General features: G+C 61.8%; 23 protein-coding genes and 1 pseudogene. 10 read left to right on the forward strand and 14 right to left on the reverse strand.

The features are described 5' to 3' along the window. Positions 1–54: 54 nt before the first annotated feature. From BRAD3257_RS30745 to BRAD3257_RS30750, 3 genes and pseudogenes are all read left to right on the forward strand, one after another. The gene (locus BRAD3257_RS30745) at positions 55–636 is read left to right on the forward strand and encodes a hypothetical protein (RefSeq protein ID WP_145987047.1); all 582 of its coding nucleotides are present in this window, start codon (positions 55–57) and stop codon (positions 634–636) included. A 237-nt stretch (positions 637–873) separates the two neighbouring features. Continuing rightward, positions 874–999, forward strand: a pseudogene (locus BRAD3257_RS42315) (double zinc ribbon domain-containing protein); the annotation flags it as partial. 102 nt (positions 1000–1101) lie between these two features. Beyond that, positions 1102–4242: an ATP-binding protein gene (locus BRAD3257_RS30750; RefSeq protein WP_244607749.1), complete on the forward strand. Its 3141-nt coding sequence runs from the start codon at positions 1102–1104 to the stop codon at positions 4240–4242. A gap of 708 nt (positions 4243–4950) precedes the next feature. Here BRAD3257_RS30750 and BRAD3257_RS42320 read toward each other — a convergent pair. The 5 genes from BRAD3257_RS42320 to BRAD3257_RS30785 form a co-directional block, all read right to left on the reverse strand. Beyond that, positions 4951–5265 (reverse strand): hypothetical protein, encoded by a 315-nt coding sequence (locus BRAD3257_RS42320; protein ID WP_160118878.1) that lies wholly within the window; start codon positions 5263–5265, stop codon positions 4951–4953. A gap of 319 nt (positions 5266–5584) precedes the next feature. Continuing rightward, positions 5585–5995, reverse strand: coding sequence for a phasin family protein (locus BRAD3257_RS30765; protein WP_100235040.1), 411 nt, complete (start codon positions 5993–5995; stop codon positions 5585–5587). Between the two features lie 686 nt (positions 5996–6681). Beyond that, the gene (locus tag BRAD3257_RS42325) at positions 6682–6945 is read right to left on the reverse strand and encodes a GcrA family cell cycle regulator (RefSeq protein ID WP_122405008.1); all 264 of its coding nucleotides are present in this window, start codon (positions 6943–6945) and stop codon (positions 6682–6684) included. A 38-nt stretch (positions 6946–6983) separates the two neighbouring features. Further along, positions 6984–7241 carry a PilZ domain-containing protein gene (locus BRAD3257_RS30775; protein ID WP_122405009.1) on the reverse strand — a complete coding sequence of 86 codons (258 nt, stop codon included), beginning with the start codon at positions 7239–7241 and terminating at the stop codon, positions 6984–6986. A 926-nt stretch (positions 7242–8167) separates the two neighbouring features. Then, positions 8168–8905, reverse strand: coding sequence for an IclR family transcriptional regulator (locus BRAD3257_RS30785; RefSeq protein ID WP_122405011.1), 738 nt, complete (start codon positions 8903–8905; stop codon positions 8168–8170). Positions 8906–9372: 467 nt separating this feature from the next. Here BRAD3257_RS30785 and BRAD3257_RS30790 point away from each other — a divergent pair, with 467 nt between their 5' ends. From BRAD3257_RS30790 to BRAD3257_RS30815, 7 genes are all read left to right on the forward strand, one after another. Then, the gene (locus tag BRAD3257_RS30790) at positions 9373–10218 is read left to right on the forward strand and encodes an amidohydrolase family protein (protein WP_122405012.1); all 846 of its coding nucleotides are present in this window, start codon (positions 9373–9375) and stop codon (positions 10216–10218) included. A 16-nt stretch (positions 10219–10234) separates the two neighbouring features. Continuing rightward, positions 10235–11446 (forward strand): CaiB/BaiF CoA transferase family protein, encoded by a 1212-nt coding sequence (locus BRAD3257_RS30795; protein WP_122405013.1) that lies wholly within the window; start codon positions 10235–10237, stop codon positions 11444–11446. A 51-nt stretch (positions 11447–11497) separates the two neighbouring features. Next, a complete protein-coding gene (locus BRAD3257_RS30800) occupies positions 11498–12670 on the forward strand; it encodes an NADH:flavin oxidoreductase/NADH oxidase (RefSeq protein ID WP_122405014.1) in 1173 nt (390 codons plus the stop codon). Positions 12671–12745: 75 nt separating this feature from the next. Next, positions 12746–13957 (forward strand): ABC transporter substrate-binding protein, encoded by a 1212-nt coding sequence (locus tag BRAD3257_RS30805; protein WP_122405015.1) that lies wholly within the window; start codon positions 12746–12748, stop codon positions 13955–13957. 165 nt (positions 13958–14122) lie between these two features. Beyond that, the gene (locus BRAD3257_RS30810) at positions 14123–15034 is read left to right on the forward strand and encodes an oxidoreductase (RefSeq protein WP_283809905.1); all 912 of its coding nucleotides are present in this window, start codon (positions 14123–14125) and stop codon (positions 15032–15034) included. Next, entirely contained in the window at positions 15031–15285 is a 255-nt protein-coding gene (locus BRAD3257_RS41820; protein ID WP_283809906.1) for an oxidoreductase, read from the forward strand. Before BRAD3257_RS30810 ends, BRAD3257_RS41820 begins: the two co-directional genes overlap by 4 nt. Positions 15286–15395: 110 nt before the next feature. Beyond that, positions 15396–15851, forward strand: a complete 456-nt coding sequence (locus BRAD3257_RS30815; RefSeq protein ID WP_122405016.1) for a PaaI family thioesterase — start codon at positions 15396–15398, stop codon at positions 15849–15851. A gap of 21 nt (positions 15852–15872) precedes the next feature. Here the strand turns inward: BRAD3257_RS30815 and BRAD3257_RS30820 are convergent, their stop codons facing one another. From BRAD3257_RS30820 to BRAD3257_RS30860, 9 genes are read right to left on the reverse strand one after another with little or no spacing between them, the layout of a single operon-like run. Continuing rightward, on the reverse strand, positions 15873–16733 hold the full coding sequence (locus tag BRAD3257_RS30820; protein ID WP_122405017.1) for an amidohydrolase family protein: 861 nt from the start codon (positions 16731–16733) through the stop codon (positions 15873–15875). Positions 16734–16740: 7 nt separating this feature from the next. Then, the gene (locus BRAD3257_RS30825; protein ID WP_122405018.1) at positions 16741–17517 is read right to left on the reverse strand and encodes an enoyl-CoA hydratase/isomerase family protein; all 777 of its coding nucleotides are present in this window, start codon (positions 17515–17517) and stop codon (positions 16741–16743) included. A 26-nt stretch (positions 17518–17543) separates the two neighbouring features. Continuing rightward, entirely contained in the window at positions 17544–18701 is a 1158-nt protein-coding gene (locus tag BRAD3257_RS30830) for an acyl-CoA dehydrogenase family protein (protein WP_122405019.1), read from the reverse strand. Between the two features lie 11 nt (positions 18702–18712). Further along, positions 18713–19783, reverse strand: coding sequence for an acyl-CoA dehydrogenase family protein (locus BRAD3257_RS30835; RefSeq protein ID WP_162500415.1), 1071 nt, complete (start codon positions 19781–19783; stop codon positions 18713–18715). A 13-nt stretch (positions 19784–19796) separates the two neighbouring features. Further along, positions 19797–21020, reverse strand: coding sequence for a CaiB/BaiF CoA transferase family protein (locus BRAD3257_RS30840; protein ID WP_122405021.1), 1224 nt, complete (start codon positions 21018–21020; stop codon positions 19797–19799). 37 nt (positions 21021–21057) lie between these two features. After that, positions 21058–21771 carry an ABC transporter ATP-binding protein gene (locus BRAD3257_RS30845; RefSeq protein ID WP_122405022.1) on the reverse strand — a complete coding sequence of 238 codons (714 nt, stop codon included), beginning with the start codon at positions 21769–21771 and terminating at the stop codon, positions 21058–21060. Beyond that, the gene (locus BRAD3257_RS30850; RefSeq protein WP_244607750.1) at positions 21761–22546 is read right to left on the reverse strand and encodes an ABC transporter ATP-binding protein; all 786 of its coding nucleotides are present in this window, start codon (positions 22544–22546) and stop codon (positions 21761–21763) included. The genes BRAD3257_RS30845 and BRAD3257_RS30850 overlap by 11 nt, the downstream gene beginning before the upstream one ends. Further along, positions 22527–23561 (reverse strand): branched-chain amino acid ABC transporter permease, encoded by a 1035-nt coding sequence (locus BRAD3257_RS30855; protein WP_122405023.1) that lies wholly within the window; start codon positions 23559–23561, stop codon positions 22527–22529. The genes BRAD3257_RS30850 and BRAD3257_RS30855 overlap by 20 nt, the downstream gene beginning before the upstream one ends. Position 23562: 1 nt before the next feature. Next, positions 23563–24438 (reverse strand): branched-chain amino acid ABC transporter permease, encoded by an 876-nt coding sequence (locus BRAD3257_RS30860; RefSeq protein ID WP_122405024.1) that lies wholly within the window; start codon positions 24436–24438, stop codon positions 23563–23565. Positions 24439–24463: the final 25 nt, after the last annotated feature.

Consider the following 24463-nt stretch of genomic DNA (forward strand, 5'->3'; position numbering starts at 1 on the left):
TTTTTAGATAATTTAGCGCGGCGCCGGCGGGCGCTGGGCGATATGGATTTATCGATGACCAGGCTGTCTCAAGACGCCGATCTTGCGCGCAGGATCGCCGAGCTAGAACAGAAGAACCAGTCGAGCGCGGTCGAGATCGAACACCTGCAGCGCGAGCTTGCAAAATCGCGGGACTGCCAAAGAGCCAGCGCGGATATCCTGGCAATGATTGCGAGCACCTCCGGTGACGCCGACTCAGCTCCGGAACAGATAGCGGAGACTACCGTTCGGCTGATCGGGGCCCCCAGCGTCTGGATCCAGCTTGCCGAGAACGGCGAATGCGGCAAGGCCTTCCGGTACGGCGCGAGCGACGAGCTCCTCCGCGCGGGCTTGCCGCCGACCGCTGTCAACGCGGGCGACCGCAACATGCCCGGCGCGGTGGTCGGTCGAAACCGGCAAATCCACGTGCCGGATCTCGACGATCTCGATCCCGATCTAGCCGAGTTTCCCGGCCTGCCGCACGCCCGGGCCGCCGGCACCCGGACCATGTGCGGCACGCCGCTGCCTACCAATTTCGCGCTTGGCTCGCGACAGGCTATGTTCAGCTTTCTTGGATTGAAAATAGGCTTGAGCTGCAGAGTGTTAGCCACTTCATAACTCTTGTCGAGCCTGCCGGCTTAGCTTCTAGAGACAACCGCTCGGGAGGCAACGATGACACCCGGCTGGCTCATTTTCCTGCGACTATCGCCTGTATCTACGTCCTGATCATCGTGAGTTTGATCATTCTTGGCGCTTGGCAGGCAGCTGACGAAGAATCTTCAAAGAGCGCACTCTGAAGAGTCGCTCCCAGACCGACGTGAAGTCATGTAGGTCAGCAATTCGATCGGGTGCGGCATGGATTGTCCGAGTTGCGGCAGAGTCAACCCAGAGGGAAAGAAGGTCTGCGGCGATTGCGGCGCGCCGCTAGTCTTTCGGTGCCCTGCCTGCGGGGCCGACAATCCGACAGGCAAGAACTTCTGTGGCGACTGCGGTGCCGCGCTGACGCCGACAGTACCGCTGCGAGTAACAACAGGGGCGGGCGCATCGACGTCCATCGTAGCACGGGTCACGGAACGCTCGAGCTTGTCACCCGCACCAAGTTCTTCCGCCGAGCGTCGCCAGCTCACAGTGATGTTTTGCGACCTCGTCGACTCGACGGCACTTGCGACAATGCTCGATCCGGAAGATCTACGAGACATAATCGCCGAGTATCGTGATAGCGTAGCGGCGGTCGTCCGCAAATACGGTGGCACCATCAGCCGCTACATCGGCGATGGCATGCTCATTCTGTTCGGCCATCCTTCAGCGCATGAGGACGATGCCGAACGCGCGGTGCGCGCTTCGCTTGAGATCGCCGCGCCCAAGAACGCGCCGGGCGCCCCGCCCGGCTTCGAGCTTCGGGTTCGCCTTGGGCTCGCGACTGGTCTCGTCATCGTGGGCGACCTTATCGGCAGCGAAGCTGCGGAGGCACAGGCGGTCCTTGGCGAGACGCCGAACCTTGCCGCTCGACTGCAAGCGCTCGCCGAGCCCGATGGGGTGGTAATCGCTGAGGACACGCGGCGGCTCATCGGCGGGCTCTTTGACTACGAGAATCTCGGCGCGGTGACGCTGAAGGGCTTCGCCACGCCGGTGCAGGCCTGGCGGGTGCTGCATGAGGGAACAGCGGAAAGCCGCTTCGAGGCGTTGCATCCTGCGGTCCTCGCCCCGCTGGTTGGGCGCGAGGAAGAACTTGCGCGGCTGGAGCGGAGCTGGCGCCGTGCGCGAGTGGGTACCGGTCAAGTAACACTGCTCGTTGGCGAGGCGGGGATCGGCAAGTCGCGCCTCGTTGCGGCTCTCCAGGAGCGTATCGAGCGCGAGCCGCACACCTACTTGCGCTATTTCTGCTCGCCACGTCATCAGGAAAGTGCGCTCTATCCCTTCACCGCACAACTCCAGCGAGCGGCTGGTTTCGATCGTGAGGACACACCAAGGGCGAAGCTCGATAAACTCCGAGTGCTACTATCCCCGGCATTGCCCTCCGACGAGGACGTGGCGATCCTGGCCGAGTTGCTGTCGATCCCGGACGGTGATCTGTATCTGCCGGTTACCGGTACGCCGCAACAAAAGAAGGAGAGAAGCTTCGCCGCTCTCGTTCGCCAGCTTGAGACTCTCGCACAAAGACATCCAATTATGGTTGTGTTCGAGGACATGCAATGGATCGATCCGAGCTCGCGCGAGCTGCTGGACCAAACGGTCGATCGAGTAGCAAGCCTACCGGTTTTGGTCCTGATCACCTGTCGCCCCGAGTTCCAGTCGGTATGGACCGGAAAGCCGCACGTCAGCTTGCTCGTGCTGAACCGGCTGGACCAGAGCGCGGGCGCCGCACTGATCCGGAGCGTGGCCGGCACCCGGACGCTGCCGAGCGAAATCGTCAATGAAATTGCTGAACGAACGGATGGCGTGCCGCTGTTCGTCGAGGAGTTGACCAAAGCGGTGCTCGAAACGAACCCTGAGGGGTTCGCGCGAGCTATCTCCTTCGCGCCCCTGCCCGGACTTGCTGTGCCGGCCACGTTGCATGCTTCGTTGATGGCGCGGCTCGATCGAATCGGTCCGATAGCTAAGGAGTTGGCCCAAGTCGGCGCGGCCATTGGCCGCGAGTTCTCCTACGATCTGCTTGCTGCGATCGTACAGCGGTGCGACAACGAGCTGCAAGCGGCGATCGACCGGCTGATCAACGCCGGGCTCATTTTCGGGCGAGGCGAACCGCCCGACGCCAATTTCTTGTTCAAACACGCACTGGTCCAAGACGCGGCATACGGCACACTGTTGCGCAGCCAACGCCGCGAGCTGCACGCGCGGATCGCTAGCACGCTCGAGGAGAGGCTCGCTCGGGGCATCCAAGAGGAACCGGAGATCCTCGCTCACCATTGCGGGCATGCGGGTTTGATCGAAAAGGCGGTTTCCTATTGGCAGCAGGCTGGTGAGCGTTCGAAAGCTCGATCGGCAATGACAGAAGCAATCGTACAGATGCGAAGGGCGCTCGATCTGCTATCCCATCTACCAGATACCCCGGGGCGACAGCGCACCGAAACTGACCTTCAACTCGCGCTCGGCGGCGCGCTGATCGCCGCAAAGGGCCATGCGGCCGAAGAGACTGGCAGGGCCTACGCCCGGGCGCGTTGCCTCTGCGAGTCACTGAACGACACGCCGAACCTGCTGAAGGCGCTCTGGGGCGAGTTCGTGCATTATCACGTGCGTGGTGAAACTGAGCGATCGCATCGCATCGCCGAGGACCTGCTCGATTTGGCCGGACGACAAAACGACGCGGCCATTCTTGTCGCCGGTCATCGGGCAGTCGGCGATAGCTGGCTTCATCGCGGGCAATTGGCCTTGGCGCGTTCCCATCTTGAGCGGGGGCTCGCCCTCTACGATCCGGAGCAGCAGCGCTTTCTGACGGCTCTGTTCGCGGAAAACGCCCGCGTAGCGATGCTTTCGTTCCTGTCGCTGACGTGTGGCCTACTTGGCTTCGCCGACCAGGCGCGCGTGCAGAGCAGGGATGCCTTGACGGAGGCGCGGCATTCATCTCACCCGATCAGCCTCGCATTCGCGCTGAGCGTTGCCTGCCGGTTGCATTTCGTGCTCGATGATGCGGCTATGGTTGGGCGACGGGCGGAGGAGCTAGTAGCGCTTACCACCGAGCAGCGCTTTGCTTTTTTTCTCGCGATGGGGACGGCCTATCGCGGCTGGACGCTGGCCGAAGCCGGCGACGCCGAAGCCGGGGTGAACTTACTGCGGCACGGTATCGAGGGATTCCAGGCATCCGGCGCAGCATGGACTCTTCCGTTCTACCTCGCGCAGCTCGCGGCAGCCGAGGCAAAGGCAGCACGATTTGAATCCGGGCTCGGTCAACTCTCCGACGCCTTGGCACTCACCGAGAAATTGGGGGTGCGATGGTTCGAGGCCGAGCTGCACCGGCGACGAGGCGAGTTGATGCTGATGGCTCGGCCGGGTGCCGAGGTCGAGGCGGAGACTGAGTTTCGACGCGCCATTGCGATTGCTCGCCAGCAGGAGGCGAAACTCTGGGAACTTCGCTCTGCCGTCAGTCTCGCTCGGCTCTGGCGTGATCAAGGCAAGTGTGATGAAGCACGCGGTCTTCTCGCGCCGGTCTACGGTTGGTTCAACGAAGGCTTCGACGTTCGCGACTTGAAGGAAAGCAAGGCACTGCTGGAATATCTCTGGGCGTAGACACTTTCTGAAGGCAAAGCGAAGGGGCCTCGCCTAGCCCGTCAGGCCGATTCTACCTGTCCTTTGAGTGGACGCAGCCAGGCGAGAAACCCCGAGCCAAACAGACCGTTGTCAGTGCCCGTCTTCGGACAGGCACTCAGGGCAAGTTTCGCCGATGCCGTCGAGGACCTCCGCTACTGCCAGGGCAGCCGCTTCTGGCGAGACACCGGCCGGAGAATGTTTCCGAGCAATTTCGAAAGCGAGCTGACGAGCATGTGGATCTGTGCGGTCCTGCATCCAACCGCTCCTCGCACTCGCGGATGGCACCAGCTTCCAACAATACCGATCGCGCCCGGCGTTCAATCGTCCGGTAAGCGGGGCCTCGTTCTCGGACCACCAACATCTCGCAAACTCCACGGACGCGAAAGGAATCGCCATCCAAGCCTGTCGTTCCGGCGCTTAGCACAGAGCAGGGATTCGCAAATGTGCAGGGTAGACCTTGTCCACCTGTTCCGGGCGAGGTCACTCCCCTGAGAGAGGGCCAGGAAGTTGTCCGCTACTGGCCCCGAATGCGAAGTCGAGACGGTCTCTGAAATTGTCTGATGATCGGGGTAGATCGGAAGTGGCTCGCTCGCGACCGGAACGACGCGAATGACCCTTCTGCGACCTCGGGTGATGTCTGCATTTCCCCCCGCTGTTGCGGCGCGCTGCCCAGCTCGCGCGCTCCTTTCAAAGCATTCCAATCAAAATAAAGAGTCCAACCTCGGCCAGGAAGGTGACGCTCATGATGGCGACCGTACAGAACACGTCGCTCGCCGATAGAGGGTTCATGAATGTCTCGCACCTTGTGTCCCGGCCGAAATCCATGAGCGGGTCATGCAGCTTGCGTCTGAAGACCGCCGGGACCGAGACAAGGTCAACAAAGCCGTTCGCCGTTGGGGTACTTTCGGGAGCCGCCGCTATGACGGCGCGATCCGGATGCCCGGCTCGTCGACCCAGGCTTCCCGCGCAAACCACGCGTGATCGGTGCGGCAGATCGGACAACGGGTTCGCGAGAAAAACACCGCGCGGCGTCCAAAGCTCTCGCGATCAGTCTGGATACCGGTGGGAATCGCGTGTCCGGTTTGCGGACATTTGACCATAACCATTCCGGTGTTGCCCTCCCTTGCGATTTGTCTTTGTTGTATTTTGCAGAAAAGCACCGGCCAGTTGGAATACGCCTCTTGTCGGTGCGGGGTTGGGGGGCGTCGCGCACCTTGTTGATCGAGCATGGGGCGGTGGGGCGTGCTCGCTCAGCTCGGCTTGCCCAAACCGGCCGGGTCCCTCCTCAAACGAATCTGGATGTGAAATTGAGCGCGCTCTTTTAGCCGCCGCCTTGGTGGAGAACCCTGGTGAAATGCTTCCTGATCGGCTCACCCGTTTCCGTCGCCAGCTTCTGGGCAAGCGCCCACAATTCCTTGTTCTGGTCGGAGGCGGTGTCGAACGCCTTGCGCGCTTGCGCCGCCGATAAGGTATAGACGTCGGTCGCTGACTTGCTGCCGAACAAATGGACGAAGAAATCGAGCGCAGAAGCGACATTGGCGTTTGAGATTTCGAACACCTTGAGCCCGTAGTCGGTCGTGCATCTCGCATTGCTGGAATAGGTCTCGCGCAGCGCCTCCGTCATCTCTTCCGATGCGGCTTTGATCTTCTCGCAACCCTCCCGTGCGCGAGCGAGGCCTCGCTCGGTAAGCTCGCGCCCCACGCCAGGCAAGGCGACCTTCGAGAAATCCAACCACGGCATCCCGAAAACATTCGTTCCGTTCGGCGTCAATTTCATTTCGCTTTCACTCACGCAACATTCCCTTTCTCAAGCGAAAGCATTCCTCGCGACGCTCGCTTGCGTCACGAGAGCTCACGCTCTGTGTTCGATCAGATTTTGGATGAGCCGTGATTTAGCCCCGACCCAATACAACTTTGTTAAAGAGAAGCGGGAATGTCGGTTCGGTTTGCGACTCTCGCCCGAACTTTTTTTGAGATTGTCAACACAACGAAGGTATATGTGGGGAGTGCTGTGCATAACAGGGATATCCCAAGGATTTGGGAAGTTCCTTCCTCAGCGTAAGCATTGCAAATGAGGCTGGCGCTAGCTGCGTCGGGATGCGCTACGTCCGAGCAAGAATGGACATCATCACGCAACATGCCGTTGAGGGCAGTCCGGACTTCGCATCAGCGATCCTTTGACCGCTGCAGACGCGGTGGTCGATGTCAGCTTCTGGCCCCGTGGCTGACCTCAGCCCAGAGCGCGGGAATGTCCGCTTCATGGAGGTGACCCGACCAAGGTCATTCTGGCTACCGAGGGCAGCCTTGGTGACGTTTAGCGGACATTTAGACGGATTCCGCACGATAGAGCGGGACCAGGGCGCACACGAGCCCAGTTCACCCGCTTGCCATAGGCGATGGCTACGGGGACGGCGGCAATCAAGCTGCTCCTGCAATTAGTTTGAGCATTTCGTTCTTTGCCTCTCGACGGTCGCAAATTTCCCCTGCGCGAGGGAAAGACCTCGACCTTCTCGGTGTTTCGGCTTGACTAACCGGCCGCTGCAATCGACCGTAAACCGCCAAACGAGTGCGGCCTAACTGCCGGCCGATCTCGGTTGCAGTCATACCGCTTTCGATGAGCGCACGGAGATGCGCCTCTTCCTCGGGCGACCACGGACGTATTTCCAGTCTATTGTTGGACATCGCCGATTTCTCCCAGCGACAGCACAGATCATGCCTGCTCACGCAGGGTTGCCAGAGTTCTCGAACGCAACGCCGATCAGATTGCCACTCGACCAGATCAATCGGCAACTTCGAATGCTGCGATCTTTTTCAAGCATCAGCTTGAATGTGGAGTTCACGTATCGCTTCGACGGAAGCTGGATTGCTGCGCCTTGATCCGACATGTTGACCACGCGACAACGCAAACTGGCGCCGTCGCCGAACACGTAGGCGACCTCGTCCACCTCGATACGCTCACGCTTTCGACGCTCGATCATTCTGTGCTGCCCGCAACGAACTCATTCGTCCAATGTGCATCGCGTCTGTAGCAGCCTGAGTTGTCGCGCGATCTGCCTTGCCAGGTTGGATCGCTCCTTGGCGAGCCTGCTTCTCTCCTCAACCATGTCGTGTCCGTCCTGTTCAAGCACCTCAATCAAGATGGCTTGGTTTTCAATGCTGAGTTGCTTGGCTGCAATGTCTCGCGAGATACTTGTCAATTCATCGTCGCAATGTGAGGTCATGGGCAATCCCACGGCGGGCCTGTCGGCGAGTAAAGCTACATCCTACGTCGCCGATCCTGCGAAAACGTTACCCGAGCCGTTCGGCTCGGTGGCTGCAAGCGGGGCCAGATACCGGCTTAGGCGCATCCTGTTACCTCAGCATCACCTCCGACTTCGACCGCGCCCCGTGCTGGTTGGACCGAAGGTCGCCGCACTCCGAACAGTCCTTCATCGCAGATTTCGTTCGGGCTCATGGATCGGCATCGTCTTCGCCCGCACACAAACAACCAGCGCCACCGCGTGTTTGAAATGGACGCTCCCGCACAAATAAGGGTGTATTGGAATCGCATGGCGCGTGCAGGCGCGCGAGGTCTTGGTCCTGTTCGAAGGCTTGCTCAATGCCGCACAAACCAAACGGATGTTGCTGCTTCGTGAGATCAGGAATCAGCGCTTCTTAGGTGGACCGATGCGCCGGCTGCGCTGAACGATCCACTAATGGGCCCGCCGTCGTGTCGGCATCCGCCTGCCAGGTGATCGACAGCGGCGATGTGGTCGTTGGCGTGGCATACGGACATAAAAAAAGAAATTCGCGCTTGCCGTTTAAACCTGTCTGCTTCGTTAATGCCTACCGGCGCAACCGCCCATGAAAGCCGACAGACCTTCATCTGCGGAGCTGGAGCCAACTCTTTTCTCAATGTGTCAGGTCACGCCAGAAATCTGGCGATACCTTCGCGAATACAAGCGAGGATTTCGTCCTGCCGTTCCTCAAGACGAGACACCGGCCCGCCGACGCCCAGGACCAAGTTGCGTCCGAAGTCGCGCTTTGGCAGCAGGACGGCGATGACGCCGGCGTCCTGGACGATGATGTGCTTAGAGAACATGTAGCCGTCGCGCCGGATGTTGTTGACGATCTTCATCAGCGCGTTCAGCTCGAAGTGCTCTTCCTTGGGGCAAACGGCATTGATGCGGCGCAGGAGCCGCTCGATCTCGACGTCGGTATGGCCGCTGAGCAGCGTGCGCCCGATGCCGCTGATCGCAAGCGGGCGGACGTCGCCGGACTTTACTTCGAAGCGCAGGCGCTTGCTGGTCTGCAGGGCGTGAATGTATTGCGCATGCAGATCCGATTGCGTGCTGATGCTGACGAGCTCGTCGAGCTTGCCGTGGACGAAGTCGACCAGCGCGAGAATGGCGCTGTCGCCGAACAGCCCGGTGTCAAGCCACCGGCCCATCTGGGCGATGCGCATCGTCGGCATGTAGGTCCGATTGTAGCTGTCGTAGAACAGGTATCCGAGCATCGCCATGCTCTTTAGCAGGGCCGCGGCACTGGACGTCGGATAGTCGCACTTCGTCGCGACCTCCTTCAGCGAGATCGGGCGCTTCACGTCCTCGAAATATTCGAGGACTTCGAAGATTCGCTTGGCTGACTTGATGCTGGAATTCATCTTTTGCACATGTGTGGAAAGAAATCTGCGAAAAAACAGCGGATCGATACCTTGATAGACGGGAGCCGGCGTCCCCGCCTTGGGAGAATTAGCGTTTCAAATGCTTGGATGCAACATTCTTTCCATATATGTAGAAATAGAACTACATATATGTAATTCTGTGGACTCGGGCCCGCCCTGCTCTTAGTGTTCTCTCCGGCCAGCAAGGCCGCGGCGTTACGGCCGCTCAAAAACAAAACCGCCCACCACAGGGTGGCGCGCTTGCAGGGAGGCGTCATGGAGCCGGAATTGAATTTTTCTGCTGCGATCGACTGATGTCGATCGGCCGCCGCGCGGACCTCCCGTCGCCGAGTTGAACCTACTCACCAGCATACAGATCAGCCATCACGTTCACGACGATGACGCTCGCCGGGCCACCGCGTGCAGCGGCGGCAACACCTCTCAGGACCGAACAGGGATTTGCTTGCATGGACTACCGATTGCCTGAAGGCAGCTGCGATTGTCATTTTCACATCTACGGCCCCTTCGATCGCTTTCCGCCCGGAAACGAGGGACGCTTTACCGCGGCCAAGCCATTCACGATCGAGGACGCTTTTGCCGTCTGGGACAGGCTCGGCATCACGCGCGGCGTTATTGTCCATGCGGTGGGATCGGGAGACGACAATGCGGTCACTTACGACGCGCTGCGCCGGTACCCCGACCGACTTCGTGCCGTCGCGATTCTGCGGCCCGACGTCTCGGATCGGCGGCTCGATGAACTCACCGATGCCGGCTTCAAGGCGGTGCGCGTGACCATGATCCGGCAGGACGGCAAGCCGGTCTCGACGCTCGGCACCAGCTACGACGACCTGGTCAAGGTTGCCCCTCGCATCGCGGAGCGGGGCTGGCATGCCCAACTCTGGATCGAGAGTTCGGATCTGGCGGCCGCCGCTACCGAGCTCGAGAAGCTGCCGCTGAACTACGTGATCGATCACATGTCGCGCACCATGGCTGACAAGGGACACGATCACCCGGATTTCCGCGCCTTCACCGACCGGCTGAAGACCGGGCGTTACTGGACCAAGATCTCAGGTGCGGACCGCAACACGCGTGTCGGCCGTCCCTATGCGGACACGGCCCCCTTCATGCGCGCCATCGTTCAGGCTGCGCCCGATCAAGTCGTGTGGGGCAGCGATTGGCCGCATGTCGGCCACAGCGCCGAGACGATGCCAAATCTCCAGGATCTGCTTCGGCTGTTGCACGAGTGCGTTCCTGACGAAGCCACCCGCCGCAAGATCCTGATCGCCAATCCGGCGCGGCTCTACAATTTCTGACAGGATCGAGGATACCTTGGACAACAATAACGCATTGCCGCTCGCCGGCGTGATCGTCATCGACCTCGGCCAGGTTTACCAGGGTCCGTACGCCGGCTTCCTGATGGCGCAGGCCGGTGCGACCGTCATCAAGGTCGAGCCGCCGAACGGCGAGCCGGTGCGTCATCGCGCCCGCATCAGCAAGGGCAACGCCGTCCCGTTCGCGATGCTGAATGCCAATAAGCGCAACATCAGCCTGAACCTGAAGTCGGCAGACGGCGTCAGGGTCCTGAAGGAGCTCGCGGCGAAGGCCGACGTGCTGATCGAGAACTACGCCCCCGGCGTGCTCGATCGACTGGGCGTCGGCTATGCCGCACTCAGCGCCATCAATCCGCGGCTGATCTACGGCTCGGCCACCGGTTACGGCCTGTCGGGGCCTAGTCGGGACAATTTGGCGATGGACCTCACCGTCCAGGCGGTATCAGGTATCATGAGCGTGACGGGATTTGCCGATGGTCCTCCGGTCAAGGCGGGTCCTGCCATCACCGACTTCATCAGCGGCGTGCATCTCTACGCCGGCATTCTCACCGCGCTTTACGATCGGGAGAAGAGCGGCCGCGGCCGGCTGGTCGAGATCGCGATGGTCGAGACCGTCTATCCAGCGATGGCCTCGAACCTGGCCGACGTCTTCAATCGCAAGGCGGCAGCCCCTCGCACCGGCAATCGTCATGGCGGGTTGGCCGAGGCGCCCTATAACGTCTATCCCGCATCCGACGGCTATGTTGCCATCATCAGCGTCAACGAATCCCACTGGACCGGACTGACGCGCGCGATGGGGCAGCCGGAACTGGCCGACGACGTGCGCTTCAAGACGGTGCTTGACCGTTTGAAGCACATCGACCTGACCGACCAGATCGTGTCCGACTGGTCCTCGCAGCTCACGCGCGACGAGATTACCGAGCTCTGCCGCGTCAACCGGGTGCCTTGCGCTGCGGTTCGCGACCTGCGCGAGGTGACCGAAGACAAGCATCTCCACGCCCGCGGCATGCTGCGTGAGATTGCGCACCCCGAATACGGCGACATCCTCGTTCATCGCAGTCCGCTGGTGCTGCACGATACGGCGGCGCCGGACTACGTCCCGTCCGCGCGCCTCGGTCAGCACAATGGCGAGGTGCTGTCGCAATATCTCGGCATGTCCGACGGCGAGATCGATGCGTTGCGCCGCGCAGGCGCCATCGCACAAGCATGACGAACGAAGAAGGGCGAATGTCCTCGTCCGCGAATTCAGGGGGAGATTACAATGGTCAAGTTGTTTGAAAGCATCGCATTCCGTGGCGTAGAGCTGAGCAACCGCATCGTCGTTTCCCCGATGGGAATGTATTCGGCCGTGAACGGTTACGTCACACCGTTCCATCTGGTTCACTACGGCAAGTTCGCCCAGGGCGGCGCCGGGCTCGTGTTCGTCGAGCAGACGTCGGTCACCCGGAAGGGGCGCATCACCAACGGCGATCCCGGATTGTGGGAAGACGGCCAGATCGACGGCATGCGCCAGATCGTTCATGTCATAAAATCCGGAGGCTCAAAAGCCGCTATCCAGATCAATCACGGCGGACGCAAATCCAGCCAGCAGCGCGCATTCCGGGGCAACAGCCATCTGACCGACCGCGATATCGAGATGGGCGAGGAAACCTGGGTGCCTACAGGCCCCTCGGATGTCGCGTTCTCCGCTGGTTTCCAGACCCCTATTCCTCTCAGCAAGGAAGGTCTCGACGGCGTGCGCGATGCATTCGTCGCAACGGCGCGCCGGGCCGTGCTGGCGGGTTTCGACGTCATCGAGCTTCACATGGCTCACGGTTACCTGTTGCAATCGTTCCTGTCGCCGCTCGCCAATTTCCGCAACGATGAATATGGCGGCAGCCTCGAGAACCGGATGCGTTTCCCGCTCGAAGTCACGCGCGCCGTGAGGGCCGCGCTTCCTTCATCCACGCCGCTGTTCGTGCGTATATCCGCGACTGACTGGATCGACGGCGGCTGGGAGATCGAAGACAGCGTCCTCTTCTCCCGCAAATTAAAGGAGCTGGGTGTCGACCTGGTCGACTGCTCAACGGGCGGCAATCTTCGCGCCGGGTCGACCAATGCCAATCTCGGCCGCGGTCCCGGCTACCAGGTGCCGTTTGCCGAACGCATTCGCCGTGAGGCCGACATTGCGACCGGCGCCGTCGGCATGATCCGTACCCCTGACTTCGCCGAGAAAGTCCTGCAGGACGGCCGGGCCGATCTCATCTTCCTCGCGCGCCAGATGCTCTACGATCCTTTCTGGGCGCTCCACGCCGCAGAGCATTTCGGATTGACCGGCAATTTCGAACAGTGGCCCGAACAATATGGCTGGTGGCTGGCCAAATGGGGCGGCGCCCTTCGTGCCAATGGCGAAAGCCTGAACGGCGTGGAGCGATACCGCGAGGCGGCCGAATAGAACCTCGCCCGCGCCGATAGCCTCGCAAGATCAATCCTGACTCAAGCATTCAAAAATTTCAAAGGGAGTGAAACAATGAGAAGTGTGCTGGCTGCATCGATGGTTTTCCTGAGTCTTGCTTCGGCTCATGCGCAGGCGCCTGCGTCGAAGCCGGTCAAGCTCGGCGTACTCAACGATCAGTCGGGCCAATATGCGGATGCTGCGGGGCCTGCGGCGGTCGAAGTCGCAAAAATGGCGATCGCCGATTTCGGCGGCAAGCTGCTGGGACAGCCGATCGAGGTCGTCTTCGCCGACCACCAGAACAAGCCCGATATCGCCTCGGGCATCGCCAGGCGATGGATCGACACGGAAGGCGTAGATGTCATTCTCGATATCGGAAATTCCGCGGTCGCGCTGGCCCTGGCCGATCTGGTCCGGGACAAGAACAAGATGATGATCGTGTCGTCGGCCGGCGCATCCGCCATCACGAACGAGAAATGCTCGCCCAATACATTTCAGTGGACCTACAACACCTACACGCTGGCACGCAGTACCGCGAAGGCGCTGATGGGACAGGGCGGAAACGAATGGTACTTCCTGACCGCCGACTACGCCTTCGGACAAGCCTTCGAGTCCGATGCGTCTGCCGTGCTGAAGGAATCCGGCGGCAAGGTGGTTGGCTCGGTGCGGCATCCCTTCAACACCAGCGACTTCTCGTCGTTCCTGCTGCAGGCTCAGAACTCGAGCGCCAACGTGTTGGCTCTCGCCAACGCCGGCGGGGACACCACCAACTCGCTGATGCAGGCCCACGAATTTGGTCTGCTCGGCCAGAAGAGCAAGATGCGGGTCGCTGCCCTGCTGTTCCAGATCACGGATGCCAAGTCGGTCGGGCTTCCCAATTTGCAGGGTTTGTACACCTCAGAAGCATTCTACTGGAATCGGAATGACGCCTCGCGTGCGTTCGGGAAGCGGTTCTTCGACAAGGTCGGCCGCATGCCGACCATGGTTCAGGCCGGGATGTACTCGGCAACTATGCACTATCTGAAGGCTGTGGAAGCTGCCGGCACACTCGACACCGCCGCCGTGCTCGCAAAATTCCGCTCGATGCCTGTGAACGACTTCTTCTCGGAGAAGGGTTACGTTCGCGAGGACGGCATGCACATCCACGATTACTACCTGCTGCGCGCAAAAACGGTGGAGCAATCCAAGGGACCTTGGGACTTCTATGAAGTCGTCGCAACCGTGCCGGCCGAAGACGCCAACATTCCCCGCGAGCAAAGCAAGTGTTCGCTGATGAGAAAGTCCTGATCGCAAGGCATCATGGACAAGACAAAGCCCGAGCGACCGCTGCAGTGCGGCCACTCGGATATCGTTAGCTCCTCTTTTCACATCCATAGAAATGCGACGTCGTCCCTGACTCGCATTGGCATGCGCGGACCGGTCCTCTAATCTTGCGCAAAAATGGAGGTCGGGATGAACGAAACGCTGCTGTTCTCGCCACTGCGTATCCGCGACGTCACATTTAAGAACCGGATCGTGGTGCCGCCGATGCTGCAATACGTCGCAGAGCGCGGCTTCCCGACACCCTGGCACATCACCAATGCGGGCAAGTTCGCCGCAGGCGGCGCGGGCCTTGTCATCGTCGAGTCGACCAAGGTCGAGCGCCGCGGCTGCGGGACGGCCGGAGACCTCGGCATCTGGGACGACAAGTTCATCGCGCCGCTTCGCGACATCGCGAGCTTCATCAAGTCGAACGGCGCCGCAGCCGGCATCCAGCTTGGACACACCGGCCGGAAGGGAAAGGCCCGGCGCCCCTGGGAGGGAGACGGAACCCTCTCCGCCCAGGAGCTTGCGGAGGTAGAGGACGTGGACGGCTGGGACCTGATAGGTCCGAGCGCGCTTGCGTTCGGCAACGGCTATTTTACGCCGCGCGCACTGGAGCGTCATGAAATTCCCGATGCGGTCGAGGCCTGGGGCAAGGCGGCTGCGCGGGCCGACCAAGCGGGTTTCGACATTGTCGAGTTGCATGCCGCCCATGGCTATCTGATCCATTCGTTCCTGTCGCCGGAGGCGAACCAGCGAACAGACGATTATGGCGGCAGCGAAGCCAACCGTATGAGATTTGCCATTGAGGTCGCCGAGTCCGTTCGCGCGCATTGGCCGGCCTCAAAACCCCTATTCGTCCGCCTTTCGATCGAGGACGAAGCGGGTTGGGGGCCGGCGGAGAACGCGCGACTGGTGCGCATCCTGAAGACGAAGGGCTCGACGTCATCGACTGCAGCACCGGAGGCCTCAACAGCAAGGTGCCGAACTTCTTCCGCCTCAACAAATACGGCTACCAAGTCCCGTTTGCGGACTATATCCGCCGCGAGGCAGACATCATGACCATGGCGGTCGGCCTCATCATCCACGGCGACCAGGCCGAAGCGATTCTTCAGGATAAGAAGGCCGATCTCGTCGCGGTCGGCCGCGAGTTCATCCACAATCCAAACTGGGCGATGGACGCGGCACAGAAGCTCGGTGTCGATGCGGCCTTCAGCGCGGTCCCGCCACAGATGGGCTACTGGCTCGAGAAGCGAGCCCGCCGCGGTTTTGGCGGAAATCCCTCCACCTGGCAAAAAGGTATCGCGGGATAGCTGACCACCGCTGGGCGCTGGTTGCACGGCGACACTGCTTGTGTTGATTGTTTGCGAGGCGTGCTGCAGCCCGTCTCGTGAAATCCAGCAACTGCGAGTCATCACCTGAAATGTCGAACGAAGACTTGATCAAGCAGACTGAGGCGCGGCGGCCGGCGGCCTGGGAGCTGCTCGGCGTGGGCGCTGTTTCCTACGATGAGACACGCGACCGTGTCACAATCGAATGGCATGCCGAGCCGCGGCACTGCCATTCCACCGAAGGACATCCCAAGGGCGGCATCGTGCAGGGTGGCATCGTTACGGGTTGGCTCGACGCAGCAATGGCGACGGCGAGCCTGCTGCGCGGCGAATACCGGATTACGGTCGCCAGCCTGGAGATCAAGGTGGCGTTCCTGCTTCCAGCCCATCCCGGGCTGTACCGCACCTATGGCAAAGTCGTTCGGCAGGGCCGTAGCATAGGCTTCATGGAGGCCGAGCTGCGAGACGCCAACGACGTACTTATCGCAACGGCAAGTTCGACAGCGGCCCTGCGTCCAAAGAATCCCGCCGTGGCGAGCCCGGCGTGATTCGTTGGCAACCTCTGGCTCTCAGAAGCCGTAGAGCCGGGTCGGATTTTCGATCAGGATCTTCCTACGGACGGCCTCGTCAGGCACGCAGCGCCCGAACAGGTCCATAAGCACGGACTCCTTTGGGACCGCATCGTCGGTGTGCCCGACATGCGGCCAGTCGCTGCCCCAGACCAGCCGGTCGGGGTTGGCGGCGACCAGCGCTTTCATGAAGTCCTCGGTGTCCTTGTACGGGCTGCCGATGCGAGTGTTGCGGTCCGCACCGGAGAGCTTGCACCAATAGCGGCCGCTCTTGAGGCCGCGGTCGCAGAACCACTGGTAGCCGCTGTAGTTGACGGTCTTGTCCGCCATGGTGCGGCCCTGGTGGTCGATGACGAAGTCGAGCGGTAGCTTTTCGATCTCCGGCGCGAGCTGCTGCAGGTCGCCGGTCTCGATCCAGAGCTGTGCGTGCCAGCCACGCTCGGCAATGCGCGGTGCCAAGGCCTTCAGGTCGTCCAGATTCATGCCGCCGCCCGACAACACAGGCTTGCCGTCCTGATACAGGAGATTGATGCGCACGCCCTTGAAGCCGGCATCGGTCAACTCGTCCAGCCGCTTGTCGGTGACGTCTTGATTGAGGATCGCGACCGCGCGCAGCTTGTCCGGAAAGCGCTTCAAGGCCTCGAGCGTCACCTCGTTGTCCGAGCCGGCATTGCCGGCATGGACGATCACGCCGCGTGAAATGCCGATCGACTTCCAGACGTCGAACAGCATCTCGACCGGGAATTCCTGCTTCGGGGCAAATTTTCCGGAATAGTCGACCGGGAAACGATCGAACGGCCCATAGATGTGGACGTGGCAATCGCAACTTCCGTCCGGGAATTTTTCGAGCTTTTCCGTCATGGTGCCCTCATTTGCCGGTGAAATTGGCGGATCGGCGCTCCGCCGTAGATTTGACGCCTTCACGGAAATCGTCCGTCACGCGCAGGCGGTTCTGCTCGGCGAGCTCATGATCCGTCGCCTTCTTGACGCGGTCCGCCAGCCCGGCACGCATGGTCGTTCGGGTCGACAGCAAGCCGAGCGGCGAGCATTCTGCAATCTCCTGGGCGAGCGACATGGCTGCGGTGCGGACCTGGTCCTGAGGGACCAGCACGCTGGCCAATCCCATCGCCAGCGCCTGTTCACCCGTGACGCGCCGGCTGGTGTAGAACATCAGCTCGGCGTTCGACTTGCCGATGGCTTCCGGCAGGGTGACGGTCAGCCCGAAGCCCGGGTGGAAACCGAGGCGGGTGAAGTTCGCGGCAAACCGGGCCTCGGGGCAGGTCACGCGGAAATCCGCCGACATCGCGAGGCCAAAGCCGCCGCCGATTGCGGCGCCGTGCACGGCGGCAACGATCGGCTTCTTGTTCCGGAAGATGCGCACGGCCTCGATATAGAGGTGACCGCCGTCCCGCTGGTCGCCATTGGCCGGCGCGTCCCGGGCCGGCGTATTGAAATCCGCGCCGGCGCAGAACGCCTTGCCCTGCGCGGCAAGGACGACGGAGCGGATTTCGCTGTTCGCATCGATCTTGTCGAGCGCGTCGGCGATGTCGCGGATGAGCTGGAGATCGAAATAATTCAGCGGCGGCCGCTGGATCTCGATCGTTGCGACATGGCCTTGCGTGGTAACTGCGATATCAGTGCTCATGTGGTGTCAGATTCCTTTTGTCCTGATCAGCGAAGTCCGAGTCCGCGCGCGATGATGCCGCGTAGAACCTCCGTGGTGCCGCCCTGGATCGTCAGCTTCGGAGCGATCTTGAGCTCGAAGTCCAGCTTATTGCGGAATGCGTCCTCTTCGTCGTCTTCGAGGTCGAGCAGTGAAGCGAGCTCGCGGACCCGGTGCGGCAGGCCCTGCTCCCAGACCGTACCGAGGTCCTTGACGATCGCGGCTTCCACCACTGGCTCGCGGCCCGCTTCGAGCATTCCTGCCACTGAGACGGACATGCGGCGCAGCGTGTGCAATTGCGCGACCAGCCGCCCAATGCCGACGGTGACCCGAACGTCTGGCTTCGAGCCCGCCGCGTTGGAAAGTGCAAGCAGCGCACCGTAAGTTTCGAGAAACCGCTCCGGGCCGGAGCGCTCGTAAGCCAGCTCGCTCGTAGCCTGCTTCCAGGCACCATCAACCTCGCCGATGACGTGATCATCCGGAATGAAAGCGTCCTGGAACACGACCTCATTGAAGTCTCGCTGGCCGCTCATCTGCCCGATCGGCCGGCAGGTGATGCCAGGCGTCTTCATGTCGACCAGGAACGAGGTCAGGCCGTGACGCCGGTTTTCCTTGGTCGAGCCGGAGGTCCGGAACAGGCCGATCATGTAGTCCGCAATGTGCGCGCTGCTGGTCCAGACTTTCGTACCGTTGATCAGCCAGCCGCCGTCCGTCTTGGTCGCCTTCGTGCTCGCCGCGAACAGGTCCGAGCCGGAGTTGGGCTCGCTCATGCCGATGCAGAAGAAAAGCTCGCCGCGGATGATCCGAGGCAGCACGTCCCGCTTTGTCTTTTCATGCGCGTAACGAATGAGGGTCGGGCCGCTCTGCCGGTCCGCGACGAAAAAGCGGCGTACGGGAGCATTGGCGATCCGCATTTCCTCGGTCACGACATAGCGCTCGAGGAAGCTGCGCTCCTGACCGCCATACTTCTTCGGCCACGTCATGCCGATCCAGCCTTTCGCGCCGACACGGCGGGAGAATTCATCGGCATTCTTTTCACCCACCTCCGGCCTCTCGGGATCGAAGGTACCGGCCGCGATCTCGCGCTCCAGAAAGGCCCTGACCTCCTTGCGCAGTTCCTGGCAATGAGCCGGCAGGCGCATGGCGTCGAAATGAATAAGGGACATCGCAGCTCCTTTCAGCGAGAGGCCAGCAGGGGCCAGAGCCCCTGGGGACCTCTGGCTGTAATTTCCTCGCCGAGCTTGAGGCTCCAGAACGTTTCGTCACCGAACTCATCGCGCCACGAAAGAAGGCGCAGCGTGAACCGGTGCAGGATATGCTCGTCGGTGAAGCCGATCGCGCCGTGCACCTGATGCGCAATGCCGGCCCCGAGCTCGGCGGCCTCGCTGCAGCGAATCTTGGCCGCTGCGATCTCGAGCAGCGCGGCGTCGCCATCAAAGCCGGTGTTGGCGACGGTATCAGCCGCCGACGCCGCAGCCGACGCTGCCGCAGCAACCTCGCCGCCGAGCCGCGCGAGGCTGTGCTGGATTGCCTGGAATTTCGAGATCGGCTTCTCGAACGCGACACGCTGCTGCGAATAAAGGACCGAAAGTTCGAGGATCCTGTCCAGAGCGCCCGCAATCTGCTGCGCTCGCACAGCTGCGCCCATCAGCAGGAGGACGTCCTTCTCGCGCGTTCCCGATTCCTGCAGGCGCGCACGATGAACCGGCAGGACGCTTACGAACTCCACTGTGTCGCGCGCGTCGCCCGCGAGGCTTTTGCCCGGCTTCAGTTTGCAATCGGCGGTCCGGACCAGAGCCACCGACGGCCCGTCGTCTCCAGTGGCTAGAACGACGAGATGCTCGACATCGCCGGCAAAGGGCACCATGCGGGCACGACCGTTGACGCGGCCGGCCTTGTCGAGCGTAAGGTGATCTTTCGGTCGAACCGGCGCCACCGTCATCGGCCCGCCGGGCGCGGTCAGCCCCGCGCGGTCCAGCAGCCACGCGGCGAGAAGCGTTTCCGCCAGAGGCGCCGCCAATGCGGCGCGACCCGCTTCGCGGATGATTCCGAAGCCATCCGCGAGCGACGCCCCTGCCCCGCCGGCGGTCTCCGAAGCCCAGGCAAGGTCCAGCCCAATCTCCTGAACCGAGGACCAGAGCGGCACCTTCCAGGCATCGTCGCGCCTTTGAACAATGGTCTGCGGATCGGCCAGATCCGCAAGAACGCGCGCCGCTGTCTCGACAACGAGGGTTTCCGAAGCTGACATTGTCACTCGCTCACTAGGTGGATGAAGGACGCGGACCGATCACGCCCTCGGTTCGCAGCGCTGCGATTTCAGGCTCGGACATGTCGAGCATGGACGACAGCACCTCGTCGGTGTTCGCGCCCAATCTGGAGGAGACCGCGGCCGGCAACCTGTCGGCGCCGTGGATGCGTATCGGACTGTCCGGAATCACGATCCGTCCGAACTGCGGATGCTCGAGCCATTCGAGCATGCCGCGCGCGTGCATGTGGCGATCGTTGCAGACCTCATCTAGGTCGCGGACCGGTGCGGAGGGCACCTTGAATCTCGCCAGTGCAGCGCAGGCCTCCTCCCGGGAGATCTTCGAACTCCAGTCCGCGATCAACTGGTCCGTTTCGTCCATGTTGCGAACGCGCGCGACCTTGTCCCGGAATCGCGGATCGTCCGCGAGTTCGGTCCGCCCCATCGCTTGCAGCAAATTGCCCCAATGCTTGTCATTAGTCGCAATGATCGCGATGTAGCCATCGCTCGCCGGATAGACGTTATAGGGCGCTGCGGATAGCCCGCCGTGTCTATTGCCGGTGCGCGGCGGTGCCCTGCCGATGTCGTACATGTAGGCCAGGTTCGAGGCGAGTGCGGGAAACACGGCCTCCTGCATCGCCACTTCCACCAGCCGGCCGACGCCCGTGATCTGCCGCTCGTACAACGCCGTCATCACCCCAGCATAGAGGTGAATTCCGCTCATGAAATCGACCAGGGCCGGGCCGGCCTTGACGGGCGGACTATCTGGAAAGCCGGTGACGCTCATCAAGCCTGACACGGCCTGAACGGTCACGTCCATGGCCAGATTGTCCTTATCCGGACCCGACAGTCCGTAACCGGATCCCGATGCGTAAACCAATCGGGGATTGAGTTCGTGCAGCACGGACCAGCCGATGCCCAGACGATCCATCACACCCGGTGCGTAGTTTTCCAGGAGGACGTCCGCGTCCTTGACCAGGCGCTTGAGGATCTCCTTGCCCTTCGCGGATTTCAGATCGAGCGTGATGCACTTCTTGTGGCCGTTCAGCATCGCAAACGGCGCGCCCGAGCCGCGGCTGACGCTGTCGCGCTGACGCACCGGCTCGCCGGCCAGCGGTTCGATCTTGATCACCTTGGCCCCGGCCTTGGCCATCAGGTACGTCGCGTACGGCCCCTGATAGACCTGCCCGAGATCGATGACCGTGAGCCCATCGAGTGGAAGATTGCGTCGACCCTGCATGTGTCTGTCTCAAATCCCTTGCAACGAGCTGATTGCGCTAAGCGCCGAGATAGGCTTCCTGGATATCGGGGGCATCAGCGATTTCGCCGGCCGATCCTTCGCGCACGATCGAGCCCACTCTGAGCACATAGGCCCGGTCGGCAATCTTGAGCGCTGCGCGCATGTTCTGCTCGACCAGAAGCGCCGAAAGACCCTTGGTCCGCAGCGCTCCGATCGCGCCGAGCACGAATTTGGAGAAGAACGGCGATAGCCCGAGCGACGGCTCATCGAACAGGATGAGCCGGGGCCGCGCCATCAAGCCGCGGCCGATCGCCAGCATCTGCTGCTCACCGCCGCTGAGATTTCCGGCCGCCTGCCGGAACCGCTCGCGCAGGCGCGGAAACATGTTCAGCACGTCCTCGACCGAGAACACGGGGCCGCTGCCGAACGCGTCGACGATCCTCAAATTCGCCTCGACCGTCATCGACGGAAAGATCTCGCGCCCTTCGGGCACGTGGCTGATGCCCGCGCGGCTGAGCGTCCAGGGCTTGCGACCATCGATGCGCTGATCCGCGAACTCGATGCGGCCCGTAGTGATCGGCAGAACGCCGGAGATCGCATTCAACAACGTGGTCTTGCCGGCGCCGTTGGCGCCGAGGATGGCGACGATCTCGCCGCGGTTGACGGAAAGCGAGACACCGCGGAGCGCGACGACCTTGCCGTAAGCCGCCGAGACGTCCTTGACGGTCAGCAGCGTGCCATCACTCGTCATCGTCAGCCCCCAGATAAGCGGTCACGACTTCCGGATGACTGAGAACGTGATGCGGCGCATCGACCACGACAGGCTTCCCGTCGACGACGACGAGCGCGCGGCCGCAGAGTTGCCGGATAACCGCCATGTCGTGCTCGACGATCAGGATGGTCCGTCCCGGCGCGATCGCACGGATCAGTGCGATGAAGTCGGTAGTCTCGCGGCCGTTCATGCCGGCTGCCGGCTCGTCGAGAAACATGATCTTCGGATCGGACATCAATGCGATACCGACAGCGAGCCGGCGCTGCACGCCATAGGCCAGCACGCCAGCCTTGCGGTGCCGCTCTCCGTCAAGGCCGATAAGCGTGAGCACCTCCTCGACGCGGGCTTGGAAGGCCTGCTGATCACCGGCAAAGGTTTTGCTGCCGATGATTCGGTCCAAGACGCCGTGGTGAAAGCTTGCATGGCGGCCGAACAGGAGATTTTCGAGCACCGTACTTTCGGCGAACACCGCGGTCCTCTGGAAGGTGCGGGCGACGCCGGAGCGCGCGATAAGGTGGGGCGGCATCCCCGCAATCTCACTACCCATGATGCGGATCGATCCGCTAGTCGGGACGGTGATACCGCAGAGGATATCGAACAACGTCGACTTGCCCGCGCCATTCGGACCGATGATGCCGAAAATCTCGCCTTCCTGGACGTCGAGGCTGACGCCGTTTAGAGCCGTCACACCGCCATACCGCTTGACGATGTCCCGGGCCGAGACGGCTGGACGCTCAGCGACTACGATCGTCATCTATCTTCCTTCCAAACCAGTCACGCAGGGCAACTCCCAACTGATGCAACCCGCCGGGAGCAAACATCATGATCAGGATGATGATCGACGAGAACACCAGGATCCTCACGTTCGGATCGAGGTTCATAGCCTGCGGTATCAGCGTGAACATCGCGGCGCCGATAACGGGGCCGACCACGAGCTGCGCCCCGCCCAGCAGCACCATCAGAAGCCCGTCCACCGTGTTCGCAACGCTGAACACCTCGGGCGTCACGATCTGGGTGTAGGGAACGGCAAGCGCGCCGGCCAGCGCGGCAAATGGCGCGCTTAGCATGAAGGCCTTCAGCCGGACACGTGCTACGTCGACGCCGACCGAGCGGGCGAGATGAGGATTTTGGCGGACGCTGTTCATCGCGGCGCCGAAGGGAGACCGGCGCAGGGCTACTAGGAACAGGATCGTCAGCAGGAGAATGGTGGCGGTGACCGCAAAGTAGGTCTGCGGATCCGATAGCTGAAGCGGCCCGATCTCGATCGGCGGGAATCCGAACAAGCCGAGCGGCCCTCCGGTGATCTCCTCGAGATTCGTCGCCGCGACCATGGCGACCCCGGTGAGGCCCCAGGAGACAATCGAGAAATAGGCGCCGGTCAGACGCAGCGTGATGACGCCGATGATGGCAGCTAGTGCCACGGACAAGACGAGCGCGATGAGCACCGCGAGTTCGAAAGGCAGCCCCACTTTGCCCATTCCGATGGCCGCGCCATACGCACCGACGCCGAAAAACAGACATTGTCCGAGCGGCACCTCGCCGACGCCGCCGAGAATGATGTTGATGCTCAAGGCAAACAGGGCCAACGCGCAAGTGTAGCCGGCCAGAGTTACCACGAAAGGGTCGGTGAAGACGTAAGCGAAGATCGCGATAACGACGATAGCGCAGGCGATGTAGGCGGCCTCCCGCGCGGTGCGTCCAGACTTGTTGTCGTCCGAGACACCGACCTGCTTCCTGTCGATCATCGTGCCGAAGTCCTGGATCGCCATATCAGTGCCGATGTTGCTGGAGTCGGCCGAGCAGTCCCTGTGGACGGAACAGCAGCGTGGCGATGACAAGCGCCCAGCCCAACGCGGGCGTCCAGGAGACCGAAACATAAGTTTCGAACAGCGCGTTGGCGACACCGATCAGAAGCGCTCCCAGCATCGCGCCGGGAATACTGCCCATTCCGCCCAGGATGACGACGGTAAATCCGACGATCAGGGCGCCGTACCCCATGGTCGGATAGATCGTCGAGATCGGCGCCAGCAGCGCACCGGCAAGACCCGCCGCTGCGACCCCAAGCACAAAGGCGAGCGCGCGTATCCAGGGCACGTTAATTCCGGAATAGAGCGCGCCGCGCGCGTTCTGGGCAACCGCGACGACCTGCTGACCCTTGATGCTCAGCCGGAGCCACAGGCCGAGGGCACCGAGCACGAGCACCGAGCAGACGAAGATGAAAGCGCGCTGCGAAGTGACGAAGATCCCGAAAAATCGCATCGTGCTCTGCCCTAGAGGTGACGGCACAGGAAGCGGATCCGGCCCGAAGACCAGGATCAATCCGGCCACCGCGGCCTGACCGAGCGCGAAGGTCACGATCAACGAGCCGTGATGCGAGTCTCCGTAGAGGCTGCGCCGGATCACGATCAATTCGGTCAGCGCTCCGATGATCACGACGATCAGGACGGACAGCGGAACAGCGGCCAAATAGTTCAGGCCTTGCGACGTCAGCAAATAGCAGGCGTAGCCGCCCATGGCGAAGAACGCGCCGTGGGCAAAGTTTGCGATGCCTACGATTCCGAAGATCAGCGTCAGGCCGACGGCGATGACGGCATAGCCGGCGCCCAGCACCAATCCGTTGACCAGGGTTTGAGCCAGAAGTTCCAAAGTCGTACGCGCCTTCTACCTTTGA

Source organism: Bradyrhizobium vignae (assembly GCF_900324035.1).
In the GTDB taxonomy this organism is placed as follows: domain Bacteria; phylum Pseudomonadota; class Alphaproteobacteria; order Rhizobiales; family Xanthobacteraceae; genus Bradyrhizobium; species Bradyrhizobium vignae.